We start from the raw sequence: 26,467 nt of genomic DNA on the forward strand, positions 1-26,467 counted from the left end.
GTTCTTTCCAGAGTAGATACATGTAGGTTCTGTACTTTCTTCTTTCACTTTTTCAACTTTAACCTCTACAGCATCACCTTCAAGCTTATGAGTATCGTCATTCTGACATGTAAAAACTGCAGTTGCGGTTGCGGTATGATCAGCTTCATTTTCCACCCATGTGAACTCTGCTTTGTAATTATGTCCTAATGCGTTGGTTTCAACAACTTTCGTATCCGTTACAGGCTTAATTTCTTCGCCTTGTTCACCTTTTACTTTGGCCGTTGCCGTGTAGGTAACATTTCCACCTTGTTCACAAGTTGCTGATGTATTTTCTTTATTTACACTTACGTCTACATCATCACCTTCTAGTTTATGGCTGTTATCATTCTGGCATGTGAAGACTGCTGTTGCTCCCCATTCTCCTGTCGGTTTTCCTTCCTCATCGGTCTCTTCTACCCAAGTAATTTCTCCCTTGTAGTCATGACCCGTTGCCGGGATCTCATCCACTTTCAGATCCTTATCGGATGTTTCAAAAGTATAAGGTTCTTCGCCTTCTGCCTTTGTGTAAGAAGCAGTTGCTTTATAAACATTCTTACCTGCTTCTTCACAAGTTGCAGCTGCGCTCTTCTCTTTGTCTAATTCAACATAGCCTTCCAGTTCTTCTTCCGGAGCATCTTCACAAGCAGAACATTTAATCTTAGCAGTTGCTTTGTATGGGGTTTGAGTATCTTCACTCTGAGCTTCTGTCTCTTCTGATTCTTCACCCTCAGACTTATCAACCTCTGCCCATGTCCATGTTGCTTCATAATCATGTCTTCCAGCTTTTGTCGTTTCAGTCTTCTTAGCAACGATCTTCTTTCCATCGTCTGTAGTTCCTGTTGCTACATAGTTGATTGTAAGACCTGTATCGCAAGTACCACTTACGGTCTTTCCATTTTCTCCTACTGTAAGTTCTACATTCTCCAGAGTAATAGGGTCTGTTACCGAATTCTCAGCATTCAATTTGTTCTCATCGTCATGCTCATGAGCTCCTAACACATCCAACTTTCTTCCCTGGCATATTGCACAATTCGCTTCACCAGTAACCGTTGCTGCTGTATTCTCTTTGTTCCAATTTACACTGTCATTGCTTGTTACTTCATATGTATGACCAGCAATTTCTACTGCATGATCATAGACTGCTTTTTCTTTATCATATTCTGCTTTCTGTTCATCGTAATTAGGACTACTCTCTTTAGGTTCTGTCGGTTCTTCAATTGCGAATCCACAAACTGTGCAGACATAGCAATCTCCGCTGTTCCAGTTGCCATTGCCATCCTTTGTATAGTACCGTTCATTGAAATGAACATAATGATGATCGCATGCCGTACCTTCGTTCACAACACGTGAGCCATCATCAACAGCGCCACACTTCGTACAACGTTTTTCTGTATATCCATCACGTCCACAGAATGTTTCTGTTACAGTTTCATAATTATGCTCACAAGTTGTTCCCATTTCAAAAGTATCAACAAAAACAGCACTCCACATGAACTCGTCATTGTCGTTCGTTTCTTTGCTATATCCCATTTCAGCGAGCTGTTCATCACTGTAACCAGAATTTTGCGTATAATCGCTGTAATTTGGATTATAATTACTTTCCTCATACTCATAACCATAGCTTGAAATATCATTTACAGATTTCTTACCTGAAATGAATCCAAGATTGGTAGCAATAGATACATACATATTACCGTCTTCTTTTATTGTCATTGCTGCAATCGGACGGTTCGTAAAGGTAAAGGCCGCTTCACCTTCACTGCATGTTGTAAACGCCATACCTCCAAACGGATTGGTATTATCACGTTTTCCAGATACTTTATCGTATTCTTTTACGATGGAAACCGCACCGGATGAGAGCTCATAACTAAGAATACAATTACTCAGATTGAAGTATATCTTACCATCATACATAGCAGCTGTGAGCATGATAGATGGATAAATATCACATTCTTCTTTATACTTCGCAAATAAATAGGTCAGAAGTTCATTATCTACCATCTTTCCTTCTTCAGGATCATAGACCTGTGCAGAAAGGGTATTATCGTCTTCATCCTTTGGATTGAAATCGATTAGTGTAGTAAAATCAGAATCAGCTCCTTTTTTCTCATCTTTATCGGTAATCGGATGATATACAATTTTATAATCCGGGTCAGATCCTGCTATCAGAGCTTCAAGCTTAGATTCATCAAAGTCTTGTGAACCTTCTGAGCCTTGCATATTGCCAAATTCTCTCATCATAGAAAGCTGATCTGTTGAATCATACAGATAATAGAAGTTCTTTCCATCCGAATATGCATTACTAGAAATACGTGCAAACCAGGAATCTTCATATGAAGTATCTGTTGCAGCATCCTTATACAGCGTTGCAATTTCCTCCATATTTCCATCATAAAGTTCACGTGCGGTACTGTCACTGAACAGGAAATACATATGGTTCATTGTACCGTCAATCTCTACACGGTCACGATTCATACATTCTACATAAATGTCCGCGTAACACGGGTCAACGTAATACCATTTTCGATCAACCTTAACCGCATTCCAGAAATGTACTTCACCAAAGGGACTTTTCTCACCAAACATAGTTGTATTTGCATCATAGGTAATACGAACCATATCAACGATATAGTCTTTATTAATGTCCAGTGTTTTATTTCCGTCTGCATCTGTAGTATAGTACAGTTCATCCGGAGTCTTCCAGTTTTCTGATACACTCATGTTGGTTCCGGCACCATCCTTACCATAGTATTCCGGACTCATATACTGTACAATATAAGAAAACGCTTTGGAATAACCGGCACATACACCTTTTCCCTCTGCAAGGATTCCGATATGGTTACCTTCCCAGGCACCAAGAATCCCCTGTGTCAGACCTTCTGCAGCCTGCTTAGCGTAAACCGGAATAGCTTTATTAGGAGTCATTCCATCAAGGTCATCAAGAGGCTGATCCATCTGCTGTTCTACAATCTGATCAATAGTCATTGTAACACCAGGCTGTACTTCAACACCTTCTGTATTAGCCTTTTTAATAAACTCATCTGCATCCGCACTGAGCTGTGCTGCTGCTTCCGGACCAAATTCAGACTCAACGAATCCTGCTGCATCCTCTGAGATAGCTTCTGCATGTTCATCCATGTATGCCTGTGCCTGAGCTTCTGCATCTTCTTCAGACATTCCCTGATCTATGCAGTTCTGTTTTATGATGCTTTTAATAGCTCCTTCATAGTATTGCTGACGGAACTGCGCCTCTACTCCAGCTTTAATCTGACTGCGGAACTGATCCCCGATCTGCTTTTCATATATTGCATACATTTGATCATAAATTTCATCATAATGCTCATGCTTCTGAGGATTCTTGGCTACCATAAGCGGATCGTCCTTCTCACCATCACCGTCGGTATCGCCCTTCATGATATATCCCATATCAAATGTAGCCTGATGTGCGATCCAGTCATTCAGTACCAGCAGCTTCTGAGCCATTGTCTCTGCACCGGATTCTTTTACTTCTTGTATCGCTTCATCACGTTTTTCTGCAATAGCACCGGCATAGTACTTAATACCAAACTGATCAGCATAATAGAAGTTCTGGATCATTCCCATGAGATCGTCAAAAGAATAGGCTCCACTTCTTACCTGATCTACAGTATAACCTGCGAGAACAAGCATCTCTCCCAGAACACCCAGACCATCCTCTTTATTATCATTATAACTGAGGAAAAACGGCTGCTGTACACCAAGTAAGTTAGCATTGTCGTTACACTGATCCTGATACTGTTTCCACATGTAGAGAATCTGCTGAATCTGTTCTTCTGTCAGAGCGACGCTTTCGCCTTCTTCACTCAAAACGGTCATACCATTCAGTTCTTCTTCGATGGTGCTCGTTACCGGATCGTTTTCATCTACTTCTACAGCATTTTCCTCATCTACAGGTACACTGTACGGTGTTACACCTGACACATCAATATCTTCCGCATGTACCGTATACCCTGTAAAATTCTCCTCAATCGGAGTAACTGTCGGCTGTTCTTCTTCCTGCTGTGCCTCCGGTTCAGTTGTATCCGGATTCGTCGGTTCCGGCTGCGTTGTTTCTTGCTCTTCGGCCACCGGTTCAGTCGTCTCGCCAGCAGCGTCGGCGGGTTCTTCTGTCTCCGGGCTCTCTGTCGTAACAGCAGTTTCATTTTCTGTATCGTCAGCTGGGGTCGCATATACAGGGAACGAAATCATACTGAACGTCATAGAGACGGAGAGGAGAAGACTCGCTAGTTTCTTCATCCTTTTTTTCATAATTTTCCTTCCTTTATTAATTATTTGTTGAAAAGTTACTACAATCCGTGCTAATGCACTGACTGCACGAACAACTTTTCCCCCGAATATTACGGTCAAAAAGCTGTTCACATTTCACTTTACTGCAAACCTCGCTGACTTGATATTTCATATTGTTACCCCCTCTGGATGCAGTAAACGGCGCAGAAATGCTACTCTAAGATTAGCATGAATTCTACTTGTTTTCAAGCAGAAATATACCCAATTTATTCCACGAAATGTTGTCACATTTTTCAACAAAACTGTACACGAATTTGCCCACTGACATACTATGCATATTTTTCTTTCTTTTCCTTTTTCTGGCTTTCTTCTCCGAATCCGCTTGCCAGAATCTCGCTCTTAAGTCCAAGACGATTGGTTTTGAAGTGGAAGAACGGGCGCTCCGGCAGTTCCGTGATTCGAACCGGCTGCATATGTTTCTCAAGGCATGCCCGGATCTCATCTTCAACATCTTCAACTGAATATCCCTCTTCCAGCATGACATACAGATACGGAAGGTAATATCCACTATGCTTGTTATCCGGTGCCACCACGAAGAATTCATCATGGATTCCTGCGATATTTGCATCTGCTACCAGATTTTCCATTTGAAGAGTTGCCAGATCACCGCCGCCATAGCGTGGTGCGGCCCCGCGGGTGAATGCATGCACGCTGCCATCTTCTTCCATGTATCCGATGTCTCCGGTGTGAAGCCAGATTCTGCCATCCGCATGCTTCTGAAGTACATCCGCTGTGGCTTCCTCCGTATCGTAGCCGAGCATAACACCCGGGCCGCATTCACAAATTTCTCCAAGCTGATTATATCCCAGTTCTTCCTGTGTTCCCGGTTTGAAGATGCTGATCATGCTCAGCGGAAGCGGAATACCGACATTACCATTTGCCATTTCCTTATCTGACATAGGAAGAGTCATATTGGAACCGCCTTCACTGCATCCGTATGCAACGGTAAATCGAACATTACAGTTATGGGCATTCAGGAATTTCTGCGCATTCCGGATCTGCTTGTTATTATAGGATTCGCATCCCACTCCCGAAGCAAGCAGATGTGACATATCATAATCTTCCGGAACGCGGCCGTTATACATGAGAATCTCCATGAACATCGGAATGGTCGGCCATGCATTTGGGCGATAACGCATCACTTCCAGATCCACATCGATCGGATCACAGAACGGATCCAGAATCAACAATTTATTGGATGCCATTGGCATTAATATCATGGACACAACCACCGCTACAAGTGCCGGCGGCAGGGCTGTCACCAGCCAGGTCGGGCGGAACGCATCGGAACCTGCATAGAAATTCATCTGATGAATAGTTCCGATCATGGTATAGGAAGAATGGATTACCTGTTTTGACGGGCCGGTGGAACCACTTGTGTATGCACGAAGCAGAGGACGATTCACATCCATCGGTGCTTCTACCGTTCCGGTATATTCGTTTCCAAGTTCCATAAATTCATCCCAGCTCATAGCGGCCGGTCCATGTGCTTCCTGCCCGGCATAATTATTGTCCAGACATTTCTGAATATAATCCGGCATCTCACTTCGGCTGCAGGAATTGTAAGGATTCACGAGAACCACTTTCTTCGTCTCACTTCCAGCAAGATATGCTTCCAACTCATTCTGCTGGAGAAAATCATGTGCTATGATCGCTTTCGCACCGGATTTGGCAACGGCTTCCACATTTTCTTCCAACGTATTATCTCTGCAAAGCAGGGATGCACCGATCTTCTCTGCCCCCAGAAGCAGATACACGAATTCCGGAACCGAACGCAGGAATACCGGAATCTGATCATTCTCTCCAAATCCCAATGCACGCAGAGAGCGAGCTGCCGCTTCTGCATTCTCAAATACTTCCCGCCAGAGAATATCCGCTCCGTAATAATGCATCGCCGCGACCTCATCTCCCGGGCAATTCATTTTCAAATATTCATTGACTGTACACTTCGGTACCTCTAATCCACTGATTAACGCTTTCGGATAATATCTCATCCACGGACGATCTACACTTGGTTTCCCAGTCATTTTCTCATTCACATTCATCATAACTAACTCCTTCTCGTATTTTCTGTATTTGCTGCAAAAACTGTTACCAGTGTAGCACAGTGCAAACAGGAACACACGGGAGTCATTTTGACAAAAAATGGAAGCGTGTGATTCATTTCGAATTACACGCTTCCATTTATTCACATCGTGCCATATTATTTCTGATTATTCCATGTTCATGACCATTTCCATTCCGTGCATCATGTGCTTTACATAATCAACAATGGCTTCTTTTTCGTAAATCACAACATTATCTTCATATTCCCAGCACGTTTCAAATGACTGTTCCAGTATTTTCTGCATGTCAAACCGGTTCACTAACATCATATTATTCGGACTTCCCACATTTTTCAGCCGTATACAGGAAATCGTATCCGACAGAAATATACATTGATCATCTGCGAATTCAAAATCAGAAATGAATTTACCATAAACCAGACGGATTTCCAGATTTTCATAATTTTCACACAAAGCCAGCATGTGCTTCATATATTTCATTCTCTGTTCCGCACTCAGATAAACTTTATGATTATAGAAATCCACACTGTGTGCTGTAACCAGATTCGAAAACGCCGTTTCATAAATCATCATCCGGATATGTGATTCTTCCATCACCTTTTTCGCAAGCCGATGCGTGTTTCGAACCACCTCAACGCTCGTCGTCAATTTTCCGGTAAGACTTAATTCTTCCAGAATTTCTTCAAAAAGCTCATCCGGAAGGAAATGCTCCGTCAAATGCCCGATGACCCATCTCAGATTCGGTGACAGGAGATTATGTACATAATCGTGCTGAAGCAAGAGATCACTCATCTGAACTCTTCGGAAAAGGAGACGCTCTTTACTGCAGAATGCCTTCATATTTTTATAAATTGTATTACAATTATCCACTTCTTCACTCAAAGCAACTGAGATGCATCTGTCAGTGTTAATAAGAAGTCCGCTAATTACGAAATCATCCTTCACCGCAAAGATAAGCCGACCTGCCGCTTGTTCGTCGCCGTAGAGTTGGAAATCAACAAACGTGTTATCCGTGAGAAGATGAATCAGGAATAACGTGTCATAAAGATAATCCCATTTTTCCGGCTGTATATTCAGAATCATGGAATAATGCACGTCAGGATATCCTCTGTGATCCGGGATATGCTCATTCTCGATCATCGTAAACTGAATCCGGTATTCATGATCCACCGCCATCAGATCCATGACCGCCACAACATCCAGCGAATTAACCCTTCGCAGAACTGGGTGATGCATTTTCCCGATGTATTGCGACAGATTCAGTTCCGGGAAAAATAATGTCTTGGGTGCCACATCATTGCCGGTATTCTTCTTCATCTCATTTACATAATTGTATTCCGCCATTATATTATCCAGAATCGCGCTCTTCAGATCCCCAATATTATCCACCTGATAATTATCCATCAGACTTCTTCTCCCTGCTTCGCTGGCATTATTAACAATACACTGACTAATTCCATTCAATATTTTCCTGGATGACTTCTCCGCCGGGATCATGCGCCCGCTCACCCATTTACTGATATAAGATACATCGTACTGCAGTTCCTGAGCCAGTGTATTATTCTTCAGTTCTGCTTCCGTCATCAGATTATTCAATAATTTGCTGAATCGATTCTTTTCTTCCATGCTTTCCTGTCCCTCATTTTCACATGATATATATTCAGAGCCCGGCTGATTTGTTACCTGCATCCGAAGTTATATAATATGAACTTTCACCAAATTCATTAAAAATACATACCTTACTTCTCATTACTATACCATTATTTGAGGAGATTGTAAATTATTGATATCATTTCATCAAAGTTTCATCTTTTTAACCATAATTCCGGAAAGGATCAAGATTCCCACAATTCCTATTCCCAGAAAGATCATGATGCCAATCCCGCCTGTTTCCGGCAGCGAAAAGCCCTTCTGATTCTCCACCGCAACCGTGGAAATACCGGAATCCGTATTAAGTTTTGTCACGAATAATCCATCTGTCGCTGTTATTTCTTTATCATTCACTTTGAGTGTAAATGTGCCTGTTGCAACTTGATTCATTTCGGATGCTGTAATTTCAATTTTGACTGGATTTGCAAGCAGAGTATAGCCTGCAGGTGACTGTGTTTCTTTCAGATAATAGATTCCTTCATCAAGACGGGAGAATTGCAGCTTTCCGTCTTCGTCCGAAGTTGCTGTCCCGATTTTGTTTTCTGCGGACAGATTCTCGTTCGAGTAGAGCTCAAACACGGCTCCTTCCAGGGCAGCAGATGGTTTTGCAAATTTCTCCACCTCGATGCCAAAGCTGTAGACTTTGATTTCAGCCGATTCGGCCTGGGCATCTGTTCCCGGTTTGTTGTGATACTCAAGGACAGCCTGGTTTGAATTTCCTGTGATTCCCATCACTGCCTTGTCATTCACTTTGGCAAAATAAGTCACTTCCACAGCTTTCCCAAGGTTCTGCTTAATATAATCCGGCTGGAACTGTATGCTTAGATCTTCCGCTGTGCCGGTCTTGTTTTCTGCCGTGAATGCATAGGTATCTAATGATGCGCTGATCGGGATCCCGTCTATCTTGATCGTAACAGGGTGTGTGGTATCATTCAGAATTTCCAGTCCGTCGCTCATCGTATCTTTGATTATGAATTTCGGGTTGGTGTAATCTTCTGTATATTCCGGAATCGAAGTTTCGATGACATATTGTACGTAGTCTCCTTCTTTCACACTTCCGTCTTCAGAGTCCGCCAGCTTCTTATCAATGGATATTTCTGCGCTTTTCGGAGCAACTGCCACATCATAGACCCATTTTGTTCCTGCCGCATTGCTCTGGTAATTATCAGTTGAGGGAATTGACACCAGAAATGGCTTTCCTGCCACATAACCGTCCGGCGCTTTCGTCTCTACTATCAGATAATAACCAAGTGCCAGATTCTCAAAGGTATAGGTTCCGTCTGTTTCTGCAGTAATCCCGGAGGCAATCGGCGTTTGCTCTGCGGCAGCCTGCTCCAGTCGTATCGCAAGTGCATCCAGTTCTGCAGCCGAATAACTGCCGAACAATTCATCAGGCTGAACCGTTTTAAGTACGTCCTGATACGCTGCTACTTTCTCAAATGATGCAAATTCTCCCACTGTACTTTCCGGAATCAAGCTCATGATTTTATAAATGGAGTATCTGGCACCGCCAATCGGAACCGCCTGCCCTGTCTCCTTACTCATTCTCTTGATGACCAGGCTCCCCGTCGTCTGCGTTCCGTCGATGATGGAATTGGCTGTCTCGGCAGCCTTTACCTGCATCGGTATCATCGCCGCCATTTCGGACGCATTCATTCCGGTCAGAGCAAGTGCCATTACCGCAGCCGCCCACTGCATGCTTTTTTTCTTGTTTTTCCTTCCTGCCGCTTTGTTTCTTGTCATTTGTTTCATCATTGTTTCTTCCCCTTTTCTTTTATTTTCAAACAACATCCTCACTGATTTGCACGATGAGAACATTGCTTTTTATAGAGTAATGTGCCAATCGTAAGACCCAGCATACCAAGTGACGTGAACAGGAATACACCTGTTCCGCCTGTCATCGGGAGCATAAAATTTCTGCTGTTATAAACGGTAATATAGGCTTCATCATCTCGATCCTGATACAGCTTCGTATAAATCTGCCCCGCTTCATCCGTTCCCAAAAGGCTGTCATCAACCGTCACTTCCATATTTGCCCCTACACGCATAACATCGATTTTGATTGGGTTTTCCCACAGCCGATATCCTTCCGGTGACCGGATTTCCTTCAAATAATAGGTTCCTGCCTTTAAATCAGAAATAATTGCCATGCCATCCGCTCCGCTCACAAAAGGCTCCTCCCTTACCGCATTGGTAAGCGCCGCATCCCGATAGAGCATAAAGGATGCACCTTCCAGTGGCTGTCCATCTGTAGTTTTTTTAGTCAGATACAGATCGAGTTCTTTACACAAATACAGATTTACAAATGTAAACTGCAAGCCCTCTTCCGTCAAAATCCCTTCCTGAACTTTCTGGCCATCTTTCGCCACATATTCAATGGAAAGCTGCGATTCTTCTACTTTATATTCTCCATAATCAAGTCCGGTAAATCTCACCGTCTCGTTAGCCTTGATGGTAAACTTTCCTTCTGCATCGGTCTGCCCGGTCAATTCCGTATCGCCCGAGCTGATTACAAAATCCGCATTTTTCACAGGTTCATAGACAGATTCCTGCTCATTTTCACTGAGTTTCTTCCTATATAAAAGGAAACCGAATTCATCCTGTGCGAATGCCGCTGTTCCTTTCACATTTTCAACTACTTTCGTCACACTTAAGGTCCCCGCATTCGATTCCTTCCTATTTATAAATGGAAGCACTTCCACACCATCAAAAACCATTTTATCTGTATATCCTCTGGAATCTGCAGGCAGCACCTGAACATAGTCCGGATTCGCAATTTCCGAAACATTGTAAATTGTTCCCGGCTCTCCGCCGATAAAAACAGCCGTCTGTCCGTGACACATCAGGAAGCTTCCATCCTTTTCGGTCTGATGAACCAGGTCATCAACAAGTTTTCCATCCACGGTCCGATACAGATAATATGCCGCGTCCGCCCAGACAGTCCGGTCGGCTTTCGTAAGCAGAAACCGGAATTCTTCGGTCGACTCACCGCCTTCTACTTCTTTACTGACTGCAAAAGAAACATTTTTGTTATTAAAATTTACAATCGTTCCGGGCGCAGTGACCGTTCCTTCTAAAGAGATCTCTTTGGTGCTGTACCATCCGTCTTCCGGCTTCTCGGTAACCAGATAATCTATATCCGTCGGTATCTCCCGAAATACAGCCGTGCATCCGCCTTTTATCTTAAATATGCCCTCCGAATCCGTTACTCCTTTATCCAACAGTTCATCCGTTCTTGAATCATGTATTTCATATTGTTCCAAAGAGAATTTCCGGCCATCCAGCTGTAATTGAAAGGAAAACCAGGGCGTTTCCGGCATTTCATACCCCTCCGGAAAGGAAATACTCTTTTGAATCATCAGATTTGCCGTATCCCGATCACTTTTGGGAATATAAAGATTCACAAAATTCACATATGCTCCGGAAGGCGGCACCGTTCCGACCGCAGCGCTTTCTCCCTGCGGCTGGATCTGAACGTAATCTTCGGCCGGCTGCTCTGTCACTTCATACCTGACTCCCGAACCCACATATTCAAACAATGCCGTCTGGCCCGCCTTCAGTGCAAACGTTCCGGAACGGTCCGTCTGAAATCGTTTTCGGTTCCCCAGGATATCCCGATCAAAGATTTCCTCATCCTCTTTATCAAACACTCTATATTCCAACCTTTTCGCCAGTTCTCCATCCAGCTTCAATACAAAGGAAAATTCCTGATCTTCCGGCGGATCATATCCTTCCATGGCGGTTTTCACCTGTTTTTTAATGTACAGATCCGGTGCCTCATTCCTGCTGTTTTCAAATATCACTCCCGGTATATCTTCTTCGGCCTGTACAAACACAACCATCATCCCCAGGCAGGAACCGATCAAGATACAGAACATCATTATTTTTACAGTAAGAATTCTTATTCTTTCCATAGTATCCCTACCTTTCCTTTCGGAAAATTCCACGGAGAACCTTCAACAGAATCCTTCGGCCTGTCAATATAGATCGTGGTAAGTCCGGTACAATCATAAAATGCACTTTCCCCAATGGTTTGAATACTGGAAGGCAGATTCAGCTGGCCTTTCAACCCATAGCAGCTGTGAAAAGCCCTTCCCCCTATCGTCTCCAGATGATTTCCTATTTTCAGATCCTCCAGGACTTCACAGGAAGCGAACGCGTAATCTCCGATACTGGTAATCTGATCGGTCAGCCATACCTTTTTCAATCCTTTACAAGCAAAGAAAGTCCGCGTTTCAATCCGTGTGATATCCTCCGGAATAACAACCTCTGTAATTCCATGGCAATTGTTAAACACCCGTTCTCCCATAACTGTACCGCTCCCCGGCATAACAAGCGTTCCGGTAAATCCCATGCAGGCTCCGAAGGCATCGCTTCCTATCTCTTTTACTGTTTCCGGTATTTTCAGTTCTCCCGTAAGAGATCTGCAGCCCGAAAATGCGGATTCGCCTATGGTCACGACACTTTCCGGAATCTCCAGTTCTCCGGTCATATAATTGCATTCCATAAAAGCCCGGTTTCCAACCGACTTAAGTGCCTTCGGCAAAACCAGATCGCTTTCCAGCCCTCTGCAAAGGTAGAATGCGTCATCTCCTATAGTCTTAATCGTATCCGGGAACGTAATTCCGGTAATACTCTTATTTCTGTAAAATGCTTTCTCTCCGATTCCTGCCACAACATACACTTTTCCATCCTTTAAGATCATTTTCGGTATCACAACATCCCCGCTGTTCAGCTTCACCTTCTGACGGGTGGATGCGTCAACCACGCCTTGATTCACCATAGCCTGTGTAAGGATGATTTCCTCGATCTGCCCTTCCGGGATCTCACGGCGGATCAGCATTCGGTTCCTCCCGAGCTTGACCGTATTTTTCTCGGAAGTCCCGCTCAGTTTTCTAAGTACATAGGACGCTTCCCCCTGTTCGGACACGGTCCACAAGGTATCGCCCGGGACTTCCAGCCGGGCATACTGGCCCGCCTTCATCTGTATCTCTCCTTCTGCACCGGTTATTCCTTCACCCTCCACTTTTCCGCTTTTCCTGTCATATATCCGATATGGAATGCCGGCTGCTGCCCGCTCTGCGGCTATGTCTTCCGGTTTTGTCACCGGATTCTTCCGAATCGAGATTACCTGTTTCAGATTCATAGCAAAAATCTCATCGGAAGCTCCATCCATTTTCTTCTCTATATCCATAGCGGCATCACAGTTTCCGTTCACGAAAGCGATCGCCCGTTCCGGCTCCGTCATACTGTTCCACACGCCATACCAGCCTTGCTCCTTCAGGTACCTCCTCACTTCCGATCTGCATACGTTTCTGCACCACACTGCCGGTCATTTCCATGGTTTCTACTTTATTGATAATTGCAGCAGACGCCATCTCATTCAGTTTTCCCTTAACAGGCTGATTTCCCCTGGGTGTATCCTGACTGATGATCATCCATTTATTGTCCTTCCAGTAACGGATCTGGTGCCGAGATTCTTCCACCTCTTCCAGCGAATATGACACAATATCCTTCATCTGTTTACTGGTCAGGTAAACCAGATCCCACGGTTCTATCGTCAAAGCACCATCCGAAGAATCACTTGCCTTCGACCAGAATATACTCCCGCTGGTGCCATCCGGATGAATGGACTTCACATACTGGCTGGAGGTCGGCCACTGATATGTATTTCCGCCTTTATCCGTCACGCGAAGCACCATCTTCACCGCGTGCTTTTTTACAGATGATGCCTTTGCCTTCACTTCTTCCACATATGTTTTGGAATCATCATCCTTGCCGACATATGTTTTCCCGATCAGAAGCCCTCCGCTTTTTCCGTTCATGATGATAATTTCTGTATCATCTCCCAGCTCACCCTCCCATGGTTTTTGGGAAGGAGGATAGATCTGCGGATAATCCACATCTTTCGTCTCTGTAACGGTGATTTCATCACTCCGGAGGCCCGCTTCCTCAAAAATGGCCGTCTGACCGTCCTTCAGTCGGAACTGTCCATTTGCATCCGTCCTGTGATCTCCATCCACCGTCTCGCCCTGCTCCGTAAGAGTATATGGATACTCACTCAGGAGTTCTCCTCTTACCGTCACCGTCATCGTGAATAACCGTTCTTCCAATTCTGCAGCCTGCTGCGAATCCGTCGCATCATAGATCACTTGTTTGGACACCGAGAAGGATCGTTTCCGATAATCATTGGTAATCACCATCTCTTTCTTACTGCTGTAAAGCGGCATAGTAATCTCGTCCGTCCCCGGATTGACTTTCTCGTAAAGCTCCCCGCTTACCGTTTCTTCCACCAGATAGGTCTGTTCCGCCTCCAATCCTTCTATTTTCACCGTTTTTCCACCGCATACGCAGGTGAAGCTTCCATCCGGGTTCAAGATACCCTCTGCTTTGGTCTCCTCTCCTTCTTCCAGTAATACCCAGTGCTTTCCGCCAACAGGATTTCCTTCTGAATCGGTGATACGAAATGTAAATGCCTGCGTGCATGCATTTACATCCTGATGGGTGATCTGCTTTGTCAAATACAGATTTTTCCACCGATAAATATTGGTAATACTCGCCGAAGCTCCCTGAACCGGCAGAATCCCTTCAACAGTATCCGTTTTGCAGATCCAATCCGCGTCTTTCTCCACACATTCTTTTACTGTATACTTGGTCCCGCAATCTCCGGGAAAGAGCGCAAGAATCTCCCCTGCTTTGATCTGAAATCTTCCATCGCTGTCCGTTTTCCCGATTCCGTTCTGCCCGGACGCTGTAACCTTTTGCGGAATCCCGCCATCCGTCCGCACGCTGTCCACATACCAGAATTCCCGATGGGCATACGGCTCCCCATCTGCCAGGAGCTGGAATGTGAAAATATCTTCCGCTGCCGCATCTCCCTCCGGAACTGCCAGCAATTTCTTCTGCACGTACAATACCGGGCGATAGGTATTTCTCACCTGGACTACCCGTTTTTCTATTCCATCTTCTGAGGTGGTCGCATCCGTCTGTTCAGCTTCCCAAAATGGATTTTCCTCCTCTTCCACCCGAATCTGTGCCACATCTTTCACCCGGAGAAATACCGCCTTTTCTCCTGCCCGAAGTACAAGCTTTCCGTTTGCATCCGTAGCATAGATCCCATTCACCTGTTCCCAGGTGCCATCGTCTTTGGTACGCCAGAGCTGATATTCCTGATTGGCATATTTGGGTGCATCATCCTCGATTCTTGTTAAATAAAATTCAAACTCCTCTGCTTTGACGGCATCCGGTACCTCCTTCACGAACTGCTTTTCAATTTCCAGAATTCCGCTGCCTCCCAGAGACACTTTCACGGAATTTCCGCTAACAGTATATACACTCTCTGCTCCATTCATCCCCGTCACAGAGTAGAAAACTGGATTATTATATGCATAAATAGCCCCGTTTTCTGTATTTTCAGGTGCTTTCATCTTGATCTGAAATGTCGCCGATTCCATCGAATCGAGTATGAACGCGTCGCCATTTCTTTTATCGCTGATATCCACCGCAACCGCACGTACCTCATCCGCTGTCTTTCCAAGTGACTGCCACTCTTCCTCTAAGTACCATCCATTCGCCGTCGTCAGAACTTCCCCGGGAGACTGTTTCTCTTCGGGCAGCACCGCTTCCCGATCTTCATTGTAATAAACGACCGGTGCAATATCCTGATTTTGTAATCCCTCCAAAACGATTTCCCGAAAGCTCCCGTACCACCAGGAATCTTCAAAATCGATCTCTTCCGGCACTCCTCGTCTGTCGGATGCAGCATGTTCCAGTCTGTCGAAAATCACAATATTTCTCATCGGCTGTGCAGAGGTATTGGTAACCGTTATGTCATAGGTATAGCCGCCCGAAGGTGATACTCTCGCGCTTTTCAGGTACACCCCGAAACGGTCCTCATCCGCGCGGACCAGCTTCTGGATAGCCGACTGGGATGCCAGAGCAATGTCTTCCGTTGCAAGTGTTCTTGCGTAAAGCACATTGCGGATATTGGTGATCCCGTCCTGATTGATGTCACTTCCCAGACTCTTATAATCCTCCTCAAATCCTTCCGGCACGATGATTCCGTCATCGCAGGCCACTTCGCTTTGCGTTCCCAGAAGCGGCTTTGTATCCTCCTGCCCCGGCATAAAAGCGCAGATATTTGCTTCCGACTGACTGACCTGCTCATCTTTCCAGTCATAATACGCCTGAAAGCTGACGCCCCAGCCTTCCATCCAGTAAGTATACTGATTAGAATTTCTTGTCATCACAGAGGAATCCGTTCCTTGATATGTCAAATGAAAGATTACCATCGTTCTCCCGGTTCCCTTATAATTTTCAATCACATCTCTCTCGGAATCCATTTCCACTTCCACCTGTGTGGTATCCCAGCTTTGTGGTGTATTGTACACACCGGAATAACTCAGATTCTTGAGACGCCCAGCGATCACTTCTCCGGAAGGATCAAATCTCATCCCATATGGAAGAAGATCATAAAATACCAGATGCTTTCTTCCGGGACTCTTCACGCCATTTTGTTTCAAATATACTGCATCCTCATTGGATTCTACCAGGTAGCCATCATGTGCGGTCAGGCAATATTCCACCTGCGCCCTGCCGTTTACCACATCGTTTGTCGTCTTTGCCGTCTTATAAGCTGCCGCATGCATCTGCATTTTGGAAAGCTTAATTGCCGCATCGTCCTGCATCGTCAACTGTCCGCCATCGTGCAACACCTCGGCGCCGGAACTGTTTTTCAGAATAATCTGGTCCGGATCTGCTGCAAGAAGTTCCTCCATCACCGGGGAATCATAGCGTAGCCGAAGTTGCACATATATTTCGCATGTCGTCTGATAATTGATGCTTTGATGTACCGCCTTGACTTTCCATGGTTTTCTCGCAAGCTGCGCCTCTGTAAAAGAATAAGTCATCTCTCCTTCTTCATTCCAACCGACATCTGCGATATGCTCCCATTCCCCGTTTCCCCGCGGATCCGTGTCTGCAAAGACCGCATAAACAGCCAGCTTCTGGTCCACATCCTCATTCTGTTCCGGCTGTTCAAAATCATTTTCCCACACATCATATCCCCGGTCTTTCTGTATGATCTTAACTTCCGAGAAGTAATAATCTTCTCCCGTCATTGCTCTGGCATTTTTTTCGGAAGACAGATAAGCGCAGACGGTATCGTCAAAGGTGCTGACCGTATAGCTGCTTCCCTCCCGATATGTTCCCATCTCGCTTCCGGAAAGCTCATGTGTGTAACCATACCCGCGGCATATACTTTTTGTCGAAAATGGAAATGCTCCTTTATCTTCCTGATTCGCCTTTGCATACCGGAATACTTCCAGCCAGCTCTCCCATGTCTGATCCTGCTCTTTATTCACATTCAGAATATCGCCCGGATAGATCCACTCATATTCTTTGTAAGTCCATGAGGCCGATCCTGTCTTTTTCTGTTATGGATCTTTTCCGTCTATCGGCATCAGTATCATCGCCGCCTCGTTGTTCAGCACCGTCCCATCCGTGACTGCCTCTGCCGGATATGCCGTCACTACATAGAGACTTCCGGACCAGGAATCCTGCCTGCCCGACGCCCGTATTTCTACCGTGCCGGCCGAATAATCAATCGGACTTACCACGGTAAATCCCCGCTTTACTTTAATACCGACAATACTCCCTGCCGTCTGGTCCGCAGTCTTCGGTGTTTCTTCCATTTTGAGTGTAAATGGCTGTGTACCATTTCCATTTGCTTTTACTTCCCAGACTACATATTTGTAATTTTCAAAATGTTCCTCGTATTCTTCCGGAAGCTTTCCCGAAAGAAATGCTTCTGCCTGCTTTTTTGTATAAAGTCCGGGCGTATAGCTCTGACCGCTTACATACGTTGTTTTCGTCACACTGCCAAGTGATGCATAGGTGTCCACACGCCCCGTAAGCGGCTTCAGTTCAGCCGTCTCTGTGTCATTTTCTGTAGTCACCTGAATCCTGGGTGTCAGCGACCATTCTGTCATGTCAACAATGTTCATGACAGCCAGGTTCTTATACAATACTTGAAATGCCGCATTTGACCCGGAACGCATCTCTTTATAATTGAAAAATACCAGTTCATCCTCTTCTTCATAGTAATTAAACGGCGTATTCTTCCCATCTGTCGGATTCTCCGGTGTTCCCGCCGGCACGGCAATATCTGCCGGAAGAATTTCCGTGCCGTCCCGATAGGTGAGCAACACTTTTGGAATCCGGATCTCTACGCTTCCTTCCCCCAGATCCTGATTTGTATGGAACTCCATCTGATATTTCAACGTAAAATCCTGCGTCTTCTTCGTATCGTAGAGGGACGTTTCATTCACATAATACACATCCAGTGTCCAATTTGCCGTATTATCTTCTGCGGACAGTATTCTTGGAACAGCCTGCGCAAGAATAAACACCGCAAAAAGAGCTACCGTCACTTTTTTCCAGATTGATTTTGTTTCCCGCATTTTTTTACCTTTCTCCTCCTTCTCTTTCTTGCTCTGACTGCATCTTCCTTTTTTCCGCAAAAACGTATTATTAGAATCAAAAGCCATACAATCAGTACAATGGACAGGCAAAGCCACCCGTATTCCCGGATCCACCTCTCCATCTCGATTGTCCCGGTGCTTTCTCCTGTGATTTTCTCAAAAGGAACTCTCTTCCCATGAACATACATCCGATGCGTATTCATTCCATACGGTGTGCAAGTGACCAGTGTTGCCAGATCCTCCCCTTTACGGATTGCCAGGGGCCCTGTTTCATCCGGTCTTACCGTTTCTATTTCCGTAATCTGATAAGCCAGGATCTTTTGAAACACATGAATGTAAAAGAGCTCGCCTGTTTCCAGTTGATCCAGATCCGTAAACATCTTTTTGCTGGGTAGTCCCCGGTGTGCGGATATCACCGTATGTGTGTCCGTTCCGCCTACCGGAAGAGAACTCCCCTCCAGGTGACCTGCTCCTTTCTGGAGTGCATTTTCAGAAGTGCCATGATAAATGGGCAGTGTGACCTGTATTTGAGGTATCTCGATCCACCCCATAATCCCTTCTTTTCCCACGTTTAAAAGTTCCTCATATTCTCGATGGTTCTGAGATGTATTTCCAAAAGGATCTTCCAGCCTCTCTTCCGTTCCCGAGCCAAGGAAACAGTTGTACCTCTCAGCTCTCTCCAATTGTTCCTGCCACATGTTCCGGTCCATTTTTTCAATGGTCTCTTCATACTCTGTCACAGCCTTTCCCTGAACACGGCCGTTATATATACGCGCCAGATAAGGGTAATCCATAATAGCAATACAGCTAAGATAGAAGAAAACAAATACCATCAAAGATACTTTTCTTTTCAACTTTTTTGTTTCCTTTCTACTAAAATAATTAAAATACACAGCATACCCACGGATAACGACACATAGATCACCGCTTCAGATGAATCCCCTGTTTCGATCGGAAGGACATGTGTCTGAATCTGCATTTCCGGCAGCGGCGTTTTATCCTGTTCCAGGCGTTCCGCTTTGGGCGAAACCTTCAGGTCATATTCCCATTTCTCACTCGTTCCATACGGCAGGAACACCAGAAACGGCGCGACATTTCCATAATCGGCAGGGTCTTTCTGCCTGACAAGATAAGCCCCCTGTTCCAGATCGACGATGGCAAGCACCCCGTTTTCTCCGGATTCCATCTCTGCAACCAGTGTGTCCTCATTCAACACACCGGTCAGCTTCGCGGCTGCCTCTTCCTGTTCCTCCGCCAGACGGATCCGCTTCAGATTGATCCCCGTTTTCCGGTACCTGTCCAGCAATCGAAAATGAAGGGATGTCTCTGCCTCAACCGTTCCGACTTGATAAATGTCGAAGACAGTATGTTCCGGCCTTGTTCCCAGATCCTTCAATTCGATTGTCAGGCTGCACCGGGCATCTGAATGATAGCTGTCCTTTTCCCCGGCGCGTACCGTAACCGTCTGTAACAGCAGAGTCAGTAGGAAGAAGAAAGCCAGACCTTTCGACAAAATCTGTCTTTTTCTTTTACGAATCATTCGTACTCTCCTTTGACCTTTGTTTTGATATGCACTTTAAAGAGATATCCCGTTAAAATATTAAAGTGGTATTCATTCGATACAGAATGAACGATATGATATTTGAGACAGAAAAGATTCTGTCCTTAGATGGCGCACAAAAAAGTGCGCCATGAAAGATATTGTATAAATATAATTTTGATAAATGGAATCAATTGATATAATAATAAAACTGAATCTGTTCAGAAATCGTGCAGCCATTTACACGAAACGAATCTGAGAATGTTTTCTGAGATTGCATTTACAATATCACATAACTTTTGAAAATTCAAGCATTATTTTTCAAAATTTTCTTCCAGCCATTTTCGCAAATCTTCAAATACATCCATATAATCCGTTTCATTCAGGATTTCATGACGATCGTTCTCATATAATTTTAATTCTACATTCTGAGCCCCGGCCTTTAGACAGGACTCGTACACCTTCCGGACACCTTTTCCGAAATTTCCCACCGGATCATCGCTTCCCGCGACAAAGAAAAGCGGCAGATCTTTCGGGATTTTCTGAATGTTCTTTTTGCGCTGAACAAACTGGATCGTCCGGAACAACTGATAGAATCCGTTCAGTGTAAATGTGAACGTACACCACGGATTTTCCCGATAAGCATCAACGATTTTTTCATCCTTTGTCAGCCAGTCCTGCGGCGTCCGGGCAGGTTCAAACTTTTTGTTATTTCCAGAAAATGCAAGCTGGTCAACAAGCTTACTCCGGTACTCCCATCCTTTGCATGCTGCCATCGCTCTGCAAAGAAGTTTCGCCAGAACCAGAACCGGTTCCGGCTGTGCCCCGGTTCCCATTACGATCACTCCGGAAAGACCTTCCCCATGCAGCATCATATACTGTCGGATCAAAAATGATCCCATGCTGTGTCCCAACATAAAATAGGGAGTATTCGGATATTGCTTTCCCATGTATAAACGCAATTTATGAATATCTTTTATTACACATTCATTTCCATCCGGCTGTTTAAAGAAACCATGCTTCTCATCAGAAATTACCGATTCTCCGTGTCCCAGATGGTCATTTCCGACTACGCAGATTCCGTATTCATTCAGATACTCTGCGAATCGCTCATAGCGGCCGACGTATTCCACCATCCCGTGACTGATCTGAAGAACCGCTCTGACTTCTCCTTCCGGTATCCACAGAATCGCATGGATTCTCGTCTCGCCATCCGCCGAAGTATAGTATAAATTCCTTTTCATCCGTTTTTTCTCCCCTTCCACCGCTTATTTTTTGTTTGCAGTTGCAACCACAGGTACTCCTGTTCCGGCTGCATTTTCGAGAATCACCTGGCCAATCTGAACCGGTCTTGCGATTACAAGCTGTTTCAATTCCCGGACACAGTCCATGATCTTCTCCTTCGGAATATCCTCCTTCGTCTTTACCGGAACTACACCGCCTCCGCTTAAACGCACTGTCGTCGTCACAATTCTGGTCGGATTCGTCACTTCTTTCCTTGCATAAATATCCCCACGTTTACAGGTATTTCCGGAAACACTGATCACGCTGCCGTCTTCCATCTCTACCTGAAGCTCACAGCCCATGGGACATCCGATACAAATCAATACCTTCTTCTCCATATTTCCGCTCACCTCAATCCTGCTTTTCACCGCACTCCAAAACAATCCTGATCTTCTCAGGCCGGCTGGCCCCTTCTAATTGTTCCTTCTCTAAAATAACCTCTTCCATCTCTCCAGGAGTCACAATTTGTTTTCTTTTATGCGCAATCCGTTTCTCATCCAAATACACACTGATGTAGCAATTGCGGTTTACATTTCCCACCCGGAAACGTACTTTCAGATTCCCCCGCATGCGTTCCGGCAAGATTTCTGCCGGAACCGTATAACGAATTCCGCCTTCCACCTCGATCGCAATTCCACGTTTTCCTGCTTTGTCAAGCTGGCCCAGGATATAATCTGCTGCACATTCTCCCGCACATTTTGCTTCTTCTGACACAAAATCCACCAGATCGTGCACATGCAGTACATTCCCACAGGCAAACACCCCTGGAATGCTGGTCTCAAGACTTTCGTCAACAACGGGACCGTTCGTAACCGGATTCATCCGGACACCCATTCCCTGCGACAGTTCATTTTCCGGAATCAGACCACAGGACAAAAGCAGTGTATCACAGCAGTATTCTTCCTCCGTTCCCGGTATCGGTCTTCCGTTTTCGTCCACTTCCGCAAGCGTAACACCTTCCAGTCTTTGTTTCCCCTTGATGTCGATCACCGTATGGCAAAGCTTCAGAGGAATTCCATAATCCTCCAGGCACTGAACGATATTCCGCTTTAGGCCGCCGGAATATGGCATCAGCTCTGCCACTACCTGAACATGGGCTCCCTCCAGTGTCATTCTGCGCGCCATAATAAGCCCTATATCCCCGGAACCTAAAATCACAACTTCTTTTCCGGGAAGATATCCTTCCATATTAACCAGCCTCTGCGCTGTTCCGGCTGTATAGATTCCCTGCGGTCGGTACCCAGGAATGTTCAGAGCCCCTCGCGGCCGCTCCCGGCATCCCATGGCAAGAATAATCGATTTAGCCTGGATATCCTGCATCCCTTCCGTGCGACTTAAAACCGTCACTTTTTTCTCCGACGTGATGTTCAGCACCATGGAATTCGTCTGACACACAATCCCCAACTCCTGCACCTGACGGATAAAACGATCTGCATATTCCGGGCCTGTAAGCTCTTCCTTAAAGGTATGCAGGCCAAACCCATTATGAATGCACTGATTCAAAATACCACCCAGACGTTCGTCCCGTTCAATCACAAGGATATCATTGATTCCTTTTTTCTTTGCCGCCACAGCCGCCGCCAGTCCTGCCGGTCCGCCTCCGATAATAACCAGATCACAGCTTCTCATCTTGCATCCCTCCTTCCGGTTTTCCGTATATCCTTCAGTTCCAGATGAAGTTCTTCCGCAAGAAGCTCCATATTCTTAGGCGTGCAGAATCCAGCCTGACACCGTCCCATACCTGCACGCGTTCTCCGCTTGATGCCATCCAGCGTCGTCGCTCCCAGAGGGCGGTGGATCGCGTCAAGGATTTCTCCCATTGTAACACCCTCACATCTGCAAACAATCTGGCCATATGCCGGATTTTCTTGAATCAGACCATTCTGTTCTTCTCTTGAAAGCTCCGAAATGCGAGTAATTCTCTTTCTATGTTCACAAAATTCTTTCTTTTTGCACAATTCTGTGAGCCCTGCCATAATATCGCGAACATAAACACCTATCGCAGGTACACTGGAAAGTCCCGGCGATTCTATGCCTGCCACATCGATAAATCCTTTTGCGTCTTTCACTTCCTGAATGATAAAATCACCGTCGTCTTCATGTGCCCTAAGTCCTGCAAACGAAGTGATAATTTGCCGTTTCGGGATATTTTTAACGGATTTTGTACACTTTTTCATAACTTCTTCAAGCCCATCGGATGTTGTTTCGGTTCCTTCTTTATCCGTAATATCGGCGGCTGTAGGCCCGATCAACAGATTCCCATGCACAGTCGGCGTAACGAGCACTCCTTTTCCTTTTGGAGTCGGGATCTGGAAAATCGTACGTTCAACCAAATTGCCCGCGTTTTTATCCAGCAGACAATACTCCCCTCTGCGTGGAGTAATATGGATTTTTTCCCTGCTGACCATGTTGTGAAATATGTCCGCATACACTCCAGCCGCATTGATCAGGAATCGTGTTTCGAACATTCCTTTATCGGTCAGAACACGAAATCCATTCTCCATTTTCTCGATTTGCTTCACCTCTGTCTCCAGATGAAACTGAACTCCATTTTGCACTGCATTTTCTGCATAGGCGAGATTCATTTCAAATGGACATACGATTCCACTGGAGGGGATATGAATCGCTGCATATACGGTATCGACCAAATTCGGCTCCAGAAGAAGCGCCTGACTGCGGCTCAGCATCTCCATTCCCTCAACTCCATTCTTTTTACCACGCTCCATCAGCTCCTCGAGTACCGCCATCTCTTCCTTGCTCTGACACACGACCATAGCCCCGTTGCGCCGGAAAGGAAAATCCAGTTTCTCCGCCATCTCATCCATCATCTGATTTCCCAGCACATTCAGCTTCGCCTTCAGTGTTCCCGGTTTCGCATCAAATCCCCCATGCACGATACCACTGTTGGCTTTGCTGGTGCCTTCACATACATCACTTTCCTTCTCCAGTACACAAATATCCAGTTCATATCTGGAGAGCTCTCTTGCCACTGCACATCCCGATACACCGGCTCCGATAATGATGACATCTTTCATTTCCGATCATCCTCCTTAGGCAAATCCCTGTCCGTGTTACCCGGTTGCTCCAGGCATCTCCAATCAACCGGCAAAATTTATACCTTAATTCTATCACGAAACTTTTCCCGGTACAATAAAAAGCAACTCAAGAAGGTCCTTGATCTGCTTTAAAGGGGTGGCTATGTCCCCTTCCCACATTCCCCCCTATACATACTGTCGCGTCAACCTTTTAATCTCTTCTTTCATCATTTCCACAACATCATCCGGTCCAACCACTTTCACTCCTTCTCCAAGCGAAATAATCCACCCGAGGAATTGCCCGCTGACATAGACTTTCACATTCACTGTAAAACGCTCCTCATCCACCGGGACAAGCATCACATCTTTCCCGAACCTGTCAATGATAACTCCCGCCAGCGCATTATCTACCAGAAGTTTGACCTGACATTCTTTTCCTCCAAACATTCCAAAACTCTTCTTAGCATATTCAGCCATGTCCAGTTTCTTAAAATGTTCTTTCCCTTCTCTGGCTTCATCACACATTTGGATATGCAGCATCTTATCTACACGGTAATGCTTGATCTTCCCGGCCTCCGAATCATATCCAACCAGATAATAATTATCATCATGCCATGAAAGTCCCCATGGGCTAATCTGATAATAAGCTCCATCATGGCGCAGTTCCATCTGTTTCTTTACATTCCACTGAAAATATTGGAAACGGATTTTCTTATTCTCCGAAATCGCATTGTGGATCGCGTCGACCGTATAATAAATGCTCTCGTTCATGGTCTTGATTCGCCCGGATACATATACTTGGCGCTGCAGCTTCATTGCATCATATTTGCTGACCAGTTTTTCCAGCTTCTTGATCAATGCATTCGATTTTCGTTCTGTGATGAACCTGGAAGACTGGATCGCATCCACCAGAAGCTTCAGTTCCGGAAGTTCGAAAGGACGGTCGATCACGTGATAATGGTACCGGTTACCCACCGGCTCTCCCGCAACCTCAACCCCGAACTTTTCCAGATCTTTCAAATCCGAATAAACGCTCTTTCTGTCTGCGGTGATATCATACTCTCTTAACGCCTCCAGAAGTTCCGGCATTGTGATATAGTGATTTTCATCCGTCCTCTCCAGCATGATCTGTGCAACCCGGTATAATTTAAATTTCTGATTCGTTCCCTTTGGCATATCAATCTTTTCTCCTCGCATCAAGACCAGATATTTGTAATGTCTGATATCATATTATCATTCTCCACAAACAAGTTCAATGCAAGACCTGCAACTTTGTTACTATCTGACCGGTGCAAGCAGCACCTTTCCGGTTCCGCGGTACACATTTACCAACCCTTCTCCCGATGCTGCCGATCCGAGTAAACTTTTCCCGGAGCGCTCCACGGTAAATTCCAGACTGCCACTCCATGCAATAGCAAAGTTCCCGTCTACTTTCAAAACGTCCTTATCCAGCGTAACTTCCACCAACTCTTCTTTCGGGCAGGGTGATTCGAGACAGACGATTCCGTTTCCCTGAATACCCAGATTGAATAATCCTTCATTTCCGGCAACTGCGGAAGACAGATTCGACCTCATCACTGCTTTGTGTTTTAATGAGGATTCACATGCAAGAAAGAGTCCGTCATCCAGCACAACCGAACCATTCCATTTGCTTAAATCCAACAGCAAAATATGTTGATACGTCGGTTCAAGCACCAATGTTCCGTCTCCGGTATATTCCGGTTTGATTGCCGATTCTCCTGTCACGGAACCGCGCACTGCTTTTCCGAACAGATCGCCGACGCCTTTGATTCCCGTTGTGGCCTTTACATTCCCGACCATCCACTGCATCGCGCCTGCCTGAACCGTCACATTCGATTTGGAGACATCACAGACAACCTGCCTTTTTCGAACATTCATCTGGCTCGCATAAAATGCTTCCATTGCCGTTTCCGGCATAACACTTAAGTCGCGCTGGTACTCAACCACTGAAAATGCTCCCAAAGAATCAATTACCTTCACATCATCGTTTTCCATAAAATTTTTAATCTGATACATTTTTCATTCTCCTTTTATTAGTTTTTA

16 protein-coding genes are annotated in these 26,467 nt (G+C 45.3%); all 16 read right to left on the reverse strand.

Annotated features, from left to right (window positions below; genetic code table 11):
* Nucleotides 1-4,308 (reverse strand): hypothetical protein (locus tag ACTNB3_RS08830; RefSeq protein ID WP_441025129.1); only part of this gene is annotated, 4,308 nt, incomplete at its 3' end.
* Nucleotides 4,309-4,616: 308 nt separating this feature from the next.
* On the reverse strand, nucleotides 4,617-6,395 hold the full coding sequence (locus tag ACTNB3_RS08835) for an AMP-binding protein (RefSeq protein WP_427820466.1): 1,779 nt from the start codon (nucleotides 6,393-6,395) through the stop codon (nucleotides 4,617-4,619).
* A 165-nt stretch (nucleotides 6,396-6,560) separates the two neighbouring features.
* On the reverse strand, nucleotides 6,561-8,039 hold the full coding sequence (locus ACTNB3_RS08840) for a hypothetical protein (RefSeq protein WP_441025131.1): 1,479 nt from the start codon (nucleotides 8,037-8,039) through the stop codon (nucleotides 6,561-6,563).
* Between the two features lie 171 nt (nucleotides 8,040-8,210).
* A complete protein-coding gene (locus tag ACTNB3_RS08845; protein ID WP_441025133.1) occupies nucleotides 8,211-9,818 on the reverse strand; it encodes a SpaH/EbpB family LPXTG-anchored major pilin in 1,608 nt (535 codons plus the stop codon).
* Nucleotides 9,819-9,856: 38 nt separating this feature from the next.
* Nucleotides 9,857-11,977 (reverse strand): DUF7601 domain-containing protein, encoded by a 2,121-nt coding sequence (locus ACTNB3_RS08850; protein WP_441025135.1) that lies wholly within the window; start codon nucleotides 11,975-11,977, stop codon nucleotides 9,857-9,859.
* Entirely contained in the window at nucleotides 11,965-13,323 is a 1,359-nt protein-coding gene (locus ACTNB3_RS08855) for a leucine-rich repeat domain-containing protein (RefSeq protein WP_441025136.1), read from the reverse strand. The genes ACTNB3_RS08850 and ACTNB3_RS08855 overlap by 13 nt, the downstream gene beginning before the upstream one ends.
* Nucleotides 13,265-17,425 carry a DUF7601 domain-containing protein gene (locus ACTNB3_RS08860; protein WP_441025138.1) on the reverse strand — a complete coding sequence of 1,387 codons (4,161 nt, stop codon included), beginning with the start codon at nucleotides 17,423-17,425 and terminating at the stop codon, nucleotides 13,265-13,267. The genes ACTNB3_RS08855 and ACTNB3_RS08860 overlap by 59 nt, the downstream gene beginning before the upstream one ends.
* Nucleotides 17,426-17,497: 72 nt before the next feature.
* Nucleotides 17,498-18,523, reverse strand: coding sequence for a hypothetical protein (locus ACTNB3_RS08865; protein WP_441025140.1), 1,026 nt, complete (start codon nucleotides 18,521-18,523; stop codon nucleotides 17,498-17,500).
* Nucleotides 18,490-19,398, reverse strand: a complete 909-nt coding sequence (locus tag ACTNB3_RS08870; RefSeq protein ID WP_441025141.1) for a class C sortase — start codon at nucleotides 19,396-19,398, stop codon at nucleotides 18,490-18,492. Before ACTNB3_RS08870 ends, ACTNB3_RS08865 begins: the two co-directional genes overlap by 34 nt.
* Nucleotides 19,395-20,084 (reverse strand): hypothetical protein, encoded by a 690-nt coding sequence (locus ACTNB3_RS08875; protein WP_441025143.1) that lies wholly within the window; start codon nucleotides 20,082-20,084, stop codon nucleotides 19,395-19,397. The genes ACTNB3_RS08870 and ACTNB3_RS08875 overlap by 4 nt, the downstream gene beginning before the upstream one ends.
* 314 nt (nucleotides 20,085-20,398) lie before the next feature.
* The gene (locus ACTNB3_RS08880) at nucleotides 20,399-21,328 is read right to left on the reverse strand and encodes an alpha/beta fold hydrolase (protein ID WP_441025145.1); all 930 of its coding nucleotides are present in this window, start codon (nucleotides 21,326-21,328) and stop codon (nucleotides 20,399-20,401) included.
* Between the two features lie 24 nt (nucleotides 21,329-21,352).
* The gene (locus ACTNB3_RS08885; RefSeq protein ID WP_427820476.1) at nucleotides 21,353-21,706 is read right to left on the reverse strand and encodes a DUF1667 domain-containing protein; all 354 of its coding nucleotides are present in this window, start codon (nucleotides 21,704-21,706) and stop codon (nucleotides 21,353-21,355) included.
* Between the two features lie 13 nt (nucleotides 21,707-21,719).
* Entirely contained in the window at nucleotides 21,720-22,997 is a 1,278-nt protein-coding gene (locus ACTNB3_RS08890; protein WP_441025146.1) for an NAD(P)/FAD-dependent oxidoreductase, read from the reverse strand.
* Nucleotides 22,994-24,403, reverse strand: coding sequence for an NAD(P)/FAD-dependent oxidoreductase (locus tag ACTNB3_RS08895; RefSeq protein WP_441025148.1), 1,410 nt, complete (start codon nucleotides 24,401-24,403; stop codon nucleotides 22,994-22,996). The genes ACTNB3_RS08890 and ACTNB3_RS08895 overlap by 4 nt, the downstream gene beginning before the upstream one ends.
* A 186-nt stretch (nucleotides 24,404-24,589) precedes the next feature.
* Entirely contained in the window at nucleotides 24,590-25,579 is a 990-nt protein-coding gene (locus ACTNB3_RS08900; protein ID WP_427820479.1) for a helix-turn-helix transcriptional regulator, read from the reverse strand.
* A gap of 102 nt (nucleotides 25,580-25,681) precedes the next feature.
* Nucleotides 25,682-26,440, reverse strand: a complete 759-nt coding sequence (locus ACTNB3_RS08905; protein WP_427806011.1) for an AIM24 family protein — start codon at nucleotides 26,438-26,440, stop codon at nucleotides 25,682-25,684.
* Nucleotides 26,441-26,467: the final 27 nt, after the last annotated feature.

Origin of the sequence: Bariatricus sp. HCP28S3_D3 (assembly GCF_052065755.1) — a bacterium.
Taxonomy (GTDB): domain Bacteria; phylum Bacillota; class Clostridia; order Lachnospirales; family Lachnospiraceae; genus Allocoprococcus.

What these genes read in the sequence shown, in the direction of transcription:
- ACTNB3_RS08865 (WP_441025140.1), bottom strand. Translation starts at nt 18,523, where the DNA reads ATGCGGGAAACAAAATCAATCTGGAAAAAAGTGACGGTAGCTCTTTTT.
- ACTNB3_RS08885 (WP_427820476.1), bottom strand. Translation starts at nt 21,706, where the DNA reads ATGGAGAAGAAGGTATTGATTTGTATCGGATGTCCCATGGGCTGTGAG.
- ACTNB3_RS08900 (WP_427820479.1), bottom strand. Translation starts at nt 25,579, where the DNA reads ATGCCAAAGGGAACGAATCAGAAATTTAAATTATACCGGGTTGCACAG.
- ACTNB3_RS08840 (WP_441025131.1), bottom strand. Translation starts at nt 8,039, where the DNA reads ATGGAAGAAAAGAATCGATTCAGCAAATTATTGAATAATCTGATGACG.
- ACTNB3_RS08850 (WP_441025135.1), bottom strand. Translation starts at nt 11,977, where the DNA reads ATGGAAAGAATAAGAATTCTTACTGTAAAAATAATGATGTTCTGTATC.
- ACTNB3_RS08880 (WP_441025145.1), bottom strand. Translation starts at nt 21,328, where the DNA reads ATGAAAAGGAATTTATACTATACTTCGGCGGATGGCGAGACGAGAATC.
- ACTNB3_RS08835 (WP_427820466.1), bottom strand. Translation starts at nt 6,395, where the DNA reads ATGATGAATGTGAATGAGAAAATGACTGGGAAACCAAGTGTAGATCGT.
- ACTNB3_RS08845 (WP_441025133.1), bottom strand. Translation starts at nt 9,818, where the DNA reads ATGATGAAACAAATGACAAGAAACAAAGCGGCAGGAAGGAAAAACAAG.
- ACTNB3_RS08895 (WP_441025148.1), bottom strand. Translation starts at nt 24,403, where the DNA reads ATGAAAGATGTCATCATTATCGGAGCCGGTGTATCGGGATGTGCAGTG.
- ACTNB3_RS08905 (WP_427806011.1), bottom strand. Translation starts at nt 26,440, where the DNA reads ATGTATCAGATTAAAAATTTTATGGAAAACGATGATGTGAAGGTAATT.
- ACTNB3_RS08890 (WP_441025146.1), bottom strand. Translation starts at nt 22,997, where the DNA reads ATGAGAAGCTGTGATCTGGTTATTATCGGAGGCGGACCGGCAGGACTG.
- ACTNB3_RS08875 (WP_441025143.1), bottom strand. Translation starts at nt 20,084, where the DNA reads ATGATTCGTAAAAGAAAAAGACAGATTTTGTCGAAAGGTCTGGCTTTC.